The sequence below is a fragment of the Rhodococcus sp. HM1 genome (assembly GCF_023218075.1).
In the GTDB taxonomy this organism is placed as follows: Bacteria; Actinomycetota; Actinomycetes; order Mycobacteriales; family Mycobacteriaceae; genus Rhodococcus.
Genome location: NZ_JALPTB010000067.1, coordinates 25,572 through 35,187, shown reverse-complemented (window position 1 = coordinate 35,187; position 9,616 = coordinate 25,572). Strand labels below are relative to the sequence as shown.

The 9,616-nt window shown below is 68.5% G+C and carries 6 protein-coding genes; 4 read left to right on the top strand and 2 right to left on the bottom strand.

What is annotated here, in order from left to right; all coding sequences use genetic code 11:
- Window positions 1–3,288: patatin-like protein (locus tag M1M07_RS26210; RefSeq protein WP_282582351.1), on the bottom strand; the 3,288-nt coding region annotated here is incomplete at its 3' end.
- Window positions 3,289–3,437: 149 nt separating this feature from the next.
- The gene (locus tag M1M07_RS26205) at window positions 3,438–4,082 is read right to left on the bottom strand and encodes a TetR/AcrR family transcriptional regulator (protein ID WP_197256301.1); all 645 of its coding nucleotides are present in this window, start codon (window positions 4,080–4,082) and stop codon (window positions 3,438–3,440) included.
- Between the two features lie 102 nt (window positions 4,083–4,184).
- On the opposite strand from M1M07_RS26205, the gene M1M07_RS26200 reads away from it, so the two are divergent.
- The 4 genes from M1M07_RS26200 to M1M07_RS26185 are packed head-to-tail and all read left to right on the top strand — an operon-like array spanning window position 4,185 to window position 9,612.
- Window positions 4,185–5,789: a carboxyl transferase domain-containing protein gene (locus M1M07_RS26200; protein WP_308200851.1), complete on the top strand. Its 1,605-nt coding sequence runs from the start codon at window positions 4,185–4,187 to the stop codon at window positions 5,787–5,789.
- A gap of 5 nt (window positions 5,790–5,794) precedes the next feature.
- Entirely contained in the window at window positions 5,795–7,927 is a 2,133-nt protein-coding gene (locus M1M07_RS26195; RefSeq protein ID WP_248676066.1) for an acetyl/propionyl/methylcrotonyl-CoA carboxylase subunit alpha, read from the top strand.
- A gap of 9 nt (window positions 7,928–7,936) precedes the next feature.
- Entirely contained in the window at window positions 7,937–9,097 is a 1,161-nt protein-coding gene (locus M1M07_RS26190; protein ID WP_248676065.1) for an acyl-CoA dehydrogenase family protein, read from the top strand.
- A complete protein-coding gene (locus M1M07_RS26185) occupies window positions 9,094–9,612 on the top strand; it encodes a MaoC family dehydratase (RefSeq protein ID WP_197256307.1) in 519 nt (172 codons plus the stop codon). Before M1M07_RS26190 ends, M1M07_RS26185 begins: the two co-directional genes overlap by 4 nt.
- Window positions 9,613–9,616: the final 4 nt, after the last annotated feature.

Genomic DNA, 9,616 nt, shown 5'->3' with positions numbered 1-9,616 from the left:
AACTTCTCGCTGTGATGCAGGTGCCGGATCAGAGCCCAGTCTTCCATCGAGATCACCCATCCGATCGTGGTTGGGTGGCCTGGTTTTCATCCGTCGTTTCTGGCCTGGTTTTCGGCCGCCGTTGACAACCCCCACCGTGAAGCGGGAATGACGCCATTTCCAGAATCTGTGCGTCGCACACACCAGAACGAGCACCATGCCGAGCAGTGCGGGTAGCTGTGCAAGGGACATCGCTCGGCCGGTCATCATCGCGGTGAGCATCCCGAGCGCGAGCATCGACACCAGCATTCCCCCCGGCGCGAGGATGGCCAGGAGCAGCGGCAGGATCGCGAGCGGTCCCGCGGTGACACTGGTCGCGGCATAACCGAGTTTGCTCTTCCAGCCGGCAGGGAACAGCGCACCCAGACCCACCAGCGCCAGTTGCAGCTGGGTCCGGCGCAGATCCGGACGGCGCAGGAGGTCGGATACCGATTCTTCGCCGACGTCCGCGAGGAGTTTCAGCGCCGGCTTCGGGTCCTCCGCCACCGTTCGGGCCGGTGTGCGCAACTCGCGGCCGGTCGAGCTCGGGGGCCGGTCCTTTCCGGACTTGCGCTCGTGCAGCTTCCTGAGGTGTGCGAGTTCGTGCTCGAGGATGTCCCAGTGCAATCGTGTGGTGATCGCGGCGACGACCTTCTCCGGTGGGTTGTCGGCATACATGCCGTTCACCCATTCGCGGTTGAGCAGATCGCGGAACGGGCCGCGTTCGGGGGCACCGGCGAAGAACAGTGCGCGCAGCGTCTCGGCATCGATGTTCGCGGTGCGGTCCCGCGTGGCGACGAGGCGAACCAGACTCTGGGCGCTGTCCATCCGCCCCCACAACCAGTCGTTCTGGCGCCACCGCGCGCTGAGAAATGCGGCGAAGTTTCCGATCTGGTTTCCGTTGAGCTTGCGGGAGATTCGTTCGGTCTCCTTCAGTTTCTCGCCGTAGATCCGATCCTCGAGCGGGCTCTGCTCTGCGGCGGATGCGACCACCAGCTTGGGTGCGACCGAGGCTCCCAGCGGATCCGGCCGCGACGGGCCGGTGACGATCTCCAGGCGGCACAGCGTGTGGTCGGCCCGCGCTGTGTCGGTGGCGCGCCGCAGGACCGTGAGGAGAGGGTCGGTCCGGACCGATCCGGGCGGAAGGAATCGGTTGACGAGATCAGCGACGGATACCGTCTGCGCGACGATTCCGTCCCACAGGGCTCCGTAGGGATCGGCCTTCCAGGTGACCGCGTCCGGGGGTGTCCGCGGTGCCGGCGGCACTCCCGCGGCGGCGGCCGCCGCGTGCCGCGTCCACGTGCGCCAGTGCGATCGCTTCGTACCGCGGTCGGGAAATGCTTCGGGATACTCGAAATCCGGTTTGTTGGACGCCTTTTCGAGCAGGGAGTCGGGCTTGCGCCAGGGTTCGCGGGTGATGGTGTCGAGCAGGACGCGGTCGCGGTGGGCCACCGTCACTTCGCAGGTGAAGCGCAAGGTGTAGATCTCCTTGCGCAGTTCCGACATCTGTTCGCGGAATTGCTCGTCCTGTTCCCGGAATTGCTTGTCCAGCTCGTCGAAGCGCTCGGTGTCCCGCGGGTAGGGGTTCTGCCGTGTCGCCTCGAATTGCCTTCGCGCCGTCTCGGTTTGCCGCAGCGCATGCAGCAACAGCGTGACTGCTCTCGCGGCGACCAGTGGGGTGCGTGCGCAGCGCCCGACGTTCGATTCGCTCACTCTCTCGTCCGGCAGGACGAGTTTCTTGGCGTCCGCGTCGCTGACGGGGGCGAGGGGTCCACCTTTGGACTGGTCGTAGGCTGCGAACGCCGCGAGCAGCGGCTGTTCGGTATCGGGGATCGGCAGGGGGTCCAGGCCGACGATTGTGAGGGGCGCACTCGCCAGTCGCTGCAGCCTGCGTACTTCGGCGCACCCCACGGCCGCTCGATAGGCGTCGATCTGTTCGATGCTCGGGGCGCGCTCCGGTGCATCGAGGTCGGGATCGATGCCGAGAAGGACAGCCAGCTCGCGACGTTCCGCGGCGACGAGCTGGCGGAGGTTCTCCTCGTCGTCGAGGATGGATTCGGAGTTGTTCTTCAGCTGTGAGGTCTGGAACAGCGACCGCAGCATTCGCGTGGCAGAGCGGGTCTGCGGCGGATTCTCCACATGGTTACCGGGATCCGGTTGCAGGTAGAGCAGCCACCGGTTGACGGCCTGGTCGGCGGGCATTCCCGCGACCGCGCGTACCGCCCAGGTCAGCGGAACGTTGTCGAGCACCCCGCCGTCGATCAGCTCGATGCCGGAGTCGTTGGGATTACCTGTATCGGAGCGTGTTTCGGAACTGACGCCGTGGACGTTGGGTGCGCCCGTCTCTCGCGTCAGGGACTTCTTCGGGTGGGGGTTCACGGTCGCGGGTTCGAATGCGCCGGGGAACGACGACGTGGTGCGCGCGACGTACGCCATCTGTTCGGCGTCGTCGAAGTCGTCGAAACCCTGCAACTCGCGGGAGCGACCCTGGTAGCGGAATCGGAAGAACGCTCGCGACTCGGTGGCACCGAGGCGGGGGCCGGCACCGGGGAACACGGCGTCGGTACGTGGCCGCAGCCGTGTGGCGGTGACGAGCAACCGGAGGGGATGGTTCGCCTGTGCGCACGGAACGCCGTCATTGTCGAGCTGTTCGAGCGCCTTCCGGACCTGAGGGAAGAAGTAGTCGTCGCCACGCAGCAGCGACTCGTGCCCGTTCCACAGCGGCCGCCGGGCCAGGTCGCCGAGGTCGCCCAGCCGCAGCCACATGTCTCGGACGTCGTCCCCGAAGCCGGCTCCGCGCGCGAGGTGCCACCCGAGCAGGACACCGTTCAACCCGCCGGCGCTGGTGCCCGCGATGACGTCGATCTCGACCGGCTCGCTGTATCCGCATTCCTCCAGCAATGCTTTGTAGACCTTCGCGCCGGCGGCGCCGTCCACGAATTCGTCCGGGATTCCGAGAGAACCCTGTCGCAGTCGGACCAGCTCTCGGCAGGCCCCGCCCATCCAGACCGCCAAGCTCACGCCGCCGCGCATCGCCACGGCGATGCGGAGTTGGCGAGCGTAGGTCTGGGACGAGTCGTGACAGGTGGCCGTTGCTCGCGATGGCTGATCCGCCGGGGCCGGAAGTGCCTGGGGAGCGAAGGATGCTTCGTAGGGTGGAGGTGGCAGGGCTTCGGGATCCGGCGGGTATTCCCGTCCGTTGCGCCGGCTGCGGCCGGATTGTCGGCTCGGGAGTCCGAGCGTTGTGAACAGCCATCGTGGCGCGCACATGGAACGACCCCTTTCGTCGGGACATCTGCCGGGCCGGCCGGTCCCGCCGATCGGTCGGCGCCGATTCGAGTGTGTCCTCCGAGGTCGCTCCGGGGCACGAGTAGTCGACTACCCGAATTCCGTGCCCCGTCCGTCGTGTCCGCAGATGCTCAGCTGCCCCCGGAGCGCAGCGCGGCCAGCGCCATCCGCCGCAGCACCACGCGCGCCGCGGTGGGGGAGTAGGGGATCGCGCTGTGGGGCGTGGAGTTGATGAGCCCGAACGTCGCGTGCGCCATCGTGCGCGCGTCGGATTCGCGCAGCGTCGGATCGATCCGCCGCAGCACGTCCACCCAGATCTCGACGTAGCGGCGCTGCGTCTGCCGTACTTCGCGGCGCGCGTCGTCGGGCAGCGACTGCAGTTCGCGGTCCTGGACACGGATGAGGTCGGGTTCCCCGAGCGCGAAGTCGAGGTGGAAGTCGACGAGCCGCACGAGCGTGCGCTCCGGGTCGGTGGTCTCGGCGGCGACGGCCGTGCCGCCCGCGAGCAGCCGGCGGCTGATGTCGACGAGCAGTTCGACCAGCAAGGCGTCCTTGTTGGGGAAATGCCGGTAGACGGCGGGACCGCTGATGCCGACCGCGGCGCCGAGGTCCTCGAGCCGCACGCCGGCGAATCCGCGCTCGGCGACGAGCCTCGCCGCGGCCTGCAACAGCTGCCGCCGCCGATCCGCTTTCGCCTGGCTGCGCCGGGTCAGGGGCCGCTCTTCGGGTGGGAGCGTGGGGGCCTCGGGGGCGTCCTGCACGTCGGGCTCCGACATCGCTTCCCCTTCCGTTTCGTGTGTGGTCTGGACAACTCAGTTAATCACAGTTAACCTCGTTTTCAGTTATCGAAGATTAACTCCAGTGACGAGGACGAGCCTGTGACAACCCCTCGAACGACTCTCCCCACCCACCGCGACCAGCACCTCGCGCTCGTCGGTGAGCTGCGGGAACGCCTCGCGGCCGCCGCGCTCGGTGGCAACGAGAAGTCCCGCGATCGCCACGTCTCCCGCGGTAAGCTGCTGCCCCGCGACCGCGTCGACGCTCTGCTCGACCCGGGCAGCCCGTTCCTCGAGATCGCGCCGCTCGCCGCGAACGGCATGTACGACGACGAGTGCCCCGGCGCGGGCATGATCGCCGGCATCGGCCGGGTCTCGGGACGCGAGTGCGTGATCGTCGCCAACGACGCGACGGTCAAGGGCGGCACCTACTACCCGATCACCGTCAAGAAGCACCTGCGGGCGCAGGAGATCGCGCTGCAGAACAACCTGCCGTGCCTCTACCTCGTCGACTCCGGTGGCGCGTTCCTGCCCCGGCAGGACGAGGTGTTCCCGGACCGCGAGCACTTCGGCCGCATCTTCTACAACCAGGCGACGATGAGCGCCAAGGGGATTCCGCAGATCGCCGCGGTCCTCGGTTCCTGCACCGCCGGTGGCGCGTACGTGCCGGCGATGAGCGACGAGGCCGTCATCGTCCGGAACCAGGGCACCATCTTCCTGGGTGGGCCGCCGCTGGTGAAGGCCGCGACCGGCGAGGTGGTCACTGCGGAGGAGCTCGGCGGCGGCGACCTGCATTCGAAGGTTTCCGGTGTCACCGACCACCTGGCCGAGGACGACCGCGACGCGCTGAACAAGGTCCGCGAGATCGTCTCCACGTTCGGTCCGCGCACCCCGCGCCCGTGGGATGTGGCGCCGACGTTCGCGCCGGCCACCGACCCGTCCGATCTGTACGACGTGGTGCCGACCGATTCCCGGACCCCGTACGACGTGCGGGAGGTCATCGAGCGGGTCGTCGACGGTGATCCGACGGGGCCGGGCTCCAGCTTCAAGGAGTTCAAGGCCGAATACGGCAAGACTCTGGTCACCGGTTTCGCGCGGATCCACGGCCACCCCGTGGGGATCGTCGCGAACAACGGCGTGCTGTTCGGGGAATCCGCCCTCAAGGGAGCTCATTTCATCGAGCTGTGCGACAAGCGGTCGATTCCGCTGGTGTTCCTGCAGAACATCTCCGGCTTCATGGTCGGCCGCGACTACGAGGCCGGGGGCATCGCCAAGCACGGCGCGAAGATGGTCACGGCCGTCGCGTGCGCACGGGTGCCGAAGCTGACCGTCGTGGTCGGCGGGTCCTACGGTGCGGGCAACTATTCGATGTGCGGCCGGGCGTACTCGCCGCGGTTCCTGTGGATGTGGCCCAACGCCCGGATCTCGGTGATGGGTGGTGAACAGGCTGCATCCGTCCTCGCGACCGTCCGTTCCGAGCAGCTCGACGCGTCGGGCAAGCCGTGGTCGCCGGAGGACGAGGAGGCGTTCAAGGCGCCGATCCGCGAGCAGTACGAGGCGCAGGGCAATCCCTACTACTCGACTGCGAGGTTGTGGGACGACGGCATCATCGACCCCCTCGATACCAGAGAAGTTCTCGGCCTGGCCCTGTCGGCGTGCGCGAACGCGCCGCTCGAGCCGGTCTCCTACGGCGTCTTCCGGATGTGAGTGAAATGAGCATGAACGAAACTGCCGGTGGCCCCGGCCTGTTCGATACCGTTCTGGTCGCCAACCGCGGTGAGATCGCGGTCCGGGTGATCCGGACGTTGCGCCGCATGGGGATTCGTTCGGTGGCCGTCTACAGCGACCCCGACGCCGGAGCCCTCCACGTCCGGGAGGCGGACACCGCGGTGCGGCTCGGACCCGCCGCCGCCCGCGAGAGCTACCTCGACATCGCGAAGGTGATCGACGCGGCCCGCACCTCCGGTGCACAGGCGATCCACCCGGGATACGGCTTCCTGTCGGAGAACTCGGCGTTCGCGCAGGCCTGCGCCGACGCCGGGCTGATCTTCCTGGGCCCGCCCGCCAAGGCGATCGAGACGATGGGCGACAAGATCACCGCGAAGAACGCCGTCTCCGCGTTCGACGTACCCGTCGTCCCCGGCATCTCCCGGCCGGGTCTGACCGACGACGAACTGATCGCCGCCGCCGGCGAAATCGGGTTCCCGGTGCTGATCAAGCCGTCCGCCGGTGGTGGCGGCAAGGGCATGCGCCTGGTCACCGAACCGGGTCAGCTCGCCGACGCGCTGGCGTCGGCACGCCGTGAGGCCGCCTCCGCGTTCGGCGACGACACGCTGTTCCTGGAACGGTTCGTGCAGCGGCCCCGCCACATCGAGGTGCAGATCATCGCCGACACCCACGGCAACGTCGTGCACCTCGGCGAGCGCGAATGCAGCCTGCAGCGCCGCCACCAGAAGGTCATCGAAGAGGCGCCGTCGCCGCTGCTCGACGAGGCGACCCGGGCTCGCATCGGCGAGGCCGCGTGCAACACGGCCCGCAGCGTCGACTACACCGGCGCCGGCACCGTGGAGTTCATCGTCTCCGCCGACGCTCCCGACGAGTTCTTCTTCATGGAGATGAACACGCGCCTGCAGGTCGAGCACCCTGTCACCGAGCTGGTCACCGGACTGGATCTGGTCGAATGGCAGGTGCGGGTCGCGGCCGGCGAGCCGCTCGGCTTCGAGCAGGACGACATCACCCTGACCGGGCACGCGATCGAGGCCCGCGTCTACGCCGAGGACCCTGCGCGCGGCTTCCTGCCGACGGGTGGCACGGTGCTCGGCTTGGATGAGCCCGGCGGGGCGAGCGCAGCGACGGGGAATGACACTGTGATCGGCATCCGAGTCGATTCGGGCCTGCGTGAAGGCACCGTCGTGGGCAGCGACTACGACCCGATGCTGTCCAAGGTCATCGCGCACGGTCCGGACCGGGCGTCCGCGCTGCGTCGTCTCGACCGTGCCCTGTCCGAGACCGCAGTGCTCGGCGTCGTCACGAACATCGACTTCGCGCGGTTCCTGCTCGCCGACCCGGACGTGAAGGCGGGGGCTCTCGACACAGGGCTGCTCGACCGCCGGCTCGGGGACTACGAAGCCCCGGGCACGCCCGACGAGGTGCTCGTCGCAGCCGCTGCCCACCACTGGCTGCAGCGCTGGCCCGCCGCGACGACCGCGGCGCCGGTCGACCCGTGGGACCGCCCCAGCGGCTGGCGCGTCGGCACCGCGGTTCCGACGACCATCCGGTTGCAGACCCCGACCCGCACCGACCACGTGCACATCACCGGCACTCCCGGTGCCGCGACCGCCCGCATCGAGGACGGCCCGGAGCGCCCGCTCACCGCGGAACTCGACGGGGCGGTCCTGAACATCACCCTCGACGGCCGGCGTTCGGTGTTCCGCGTCGCCGCCGACGACGATCACGTGTGGCTGGCCGGCAACGGCGGCACGTGGCCGGTGCGTGAGGCCCGCGAACCGAACATCCGCGGCGCGGACGCCCACGCCGGGGAAGCGGAGCTGACCAGCCCCATGCCGGGCACGGTCATCGCCACCCCCGTCGAGGCCGGTGCCACGGTCACCGCAGGCACCACGGTCGTGGTCGTCGAGGCCATGAAGATGGAGCACGCCCTGACCTCGCCGGTCGACGGCACCGTCGAACTGCTGGTCGCCGCCGGCGATCAGGTCAAGGTCGACCAGCTCCTCGCACGCATCGTGCCCGTCCACACCGACGCCGCAGTTCCTTCCGACGCCGCAGTTCCTTCCGACGCCGCAGTTCCTTCCGACGCCGCAGTTCCTTCCGACACCGAGAACTAGGACCGCCCCATGAGCAGCTACCTCTCCACCGGCCAGCTTCCCGACGACTACCGGGATCTGAAGAACACCGTCGCCGAGTTCGCGCGCACCGTCGTCGCGCCGGTCGCCGCCGAGCACGACGCCAACCACACCTTCCCGTACGAGGTCGTGGCGGGCATGGCCGAGCTGGGCCTGTTCGGCCTGCCCTTCCCCGAGGAGTACGGCGGCCAGGGCGGCGACTACTTCGCCCTGTGCCTGGCCCTCGAGGAACTCGGCAAGGTCGATCAGTCCGTCGCCATCACCCTCGAGGCGGGCGTCTCGCTCGGTGCGATGCCGATCTACCGCTTCGGCAACGAGGAACAGAAGAACAAGTGGCTGCCGCAGCTCGCCGCGGGCCGCGCGCTCGGCGCGTTCGGCCTGACCGAGCCGGGCGCCGGCAGCGACGCGGGCGGCACCAAGACCACTGCGAAGCTCGACGGCGACCAGTGGGTGATCAACGGCAACAAGCAGTTCATCACCAACTCCGGCACCGACATCACCGAGATCGTCACCGTCACCGCCGTCACGGGCGAACGTGACGGCAAGAAGGAGATCTCCACGATCGTCGTTCCCACCGACACCCCCGGCTTCACCGCCGAACCCGCATACAACAAGGTCGGGTGGAACGCTTCGGACACGCATCCGCTCACGTTCTCCGACGTGCGGGTGCCGGCCGAGAACCTGCTCGGTGAGCGCGGCCGCGGCTACGCGAACTTCCTGCGGATCCTCGACGAGGGCCGTATCGCTATCGCAGCGCTGTCCACCGGTGCGGCGCAGGGATGTGTCGACGAGTCCGTCAAGTACGCCAAGGAACGCGAGGCGTTCGGCCGGCCCATCGGCAGCAACCAGGCCATCGCCTTCAAGATCGCGCGCATGGAAGCGCGGGCGCACACGGCCCGGACCGCCTACTACGACGCGGCAGCCCTGATGCTCTCCGGCAAGCCGTTCAAGAAGCAGGCTGCGATCGCCAAGCTCATCGCGTCCGAGGCGGCGATGGACAACGCGCGCGATGCCACCCAGATCCACGGCGGCTACGGCTTCATGAACGAGTACCCGGTGGCGCGGCACTACCGCGACAGCAAGATCCTCGAGATCGGCGAGGGCACCACCGAGGTCCAGCTGATGCTGGTGGCGCGGGAGCTGGGCCTGTGAGCACCCCGCCCGCGAACAACACGGAAGTCACCAAGCGCGTCGTCCAGCGGGGCCTGTGGTTCGAGGAGTTCGAACTCGGCGCCGTCTACGAACACCGGCCCGGCCGCACCGTGACCGAGGCGGACAACGTTCTGTTCACGACGCTGACGATGAACACCCAGGCCCTGCACCTCGATGCCGCCTACAGTGCCGGCACCGAGTTCGGCGAGCCGCTGGTCAACTCGATGTTCACGCTGTCCACCCTGATCGGCCTGTCCGTCGCGCAGCTCACCCAGGGCACGATCGTCGCCAATCTCGGCTTCTCGGAGGTCAAGTTCCCGCATCCGGTCCGCCACGGCGACACCATGTATGCGGAAACCCTCATCACCGACAAGCGCGAGTCGAAGTCCCGGCCGGGGCAGGGCATCGTGACGTTCGAACACACCGCCCGCAATCAGCACGGCAAGGTGATCGCCGTCGCGGTGCGGCAGACTCTCGTCCAGAAGCGGCCGGTCGATCCGGCGCAGGAAGGTTGACGAC

What these genes read in the sequence shown, in the direction of transcription:
- M1M07_RS26205 (WP_197256301.1), bottom strand. Translation starts at nt 4,082, where the DNA reads ATGTCGGAGCCCGACGTGCAGGACGCCCCCGAGGCCCCCACGCTCCCA.
- M1M07_RS26195 (WP_248676066.1), top strand. Translation starts at nt 5,795, where the DNA reads ATGAGCATGAACGAAACTGCCGGTGGCCCCGGCCTGTTCGATACCGTT.
- M1M07_RS26190 (WP_248676065.1), top strand. Translation starts at nt 7,937, where the DNA reads ATGAGCAGCTACCTCTCCACCGGCCAGCTTCCCGACGACTACCGGGAT.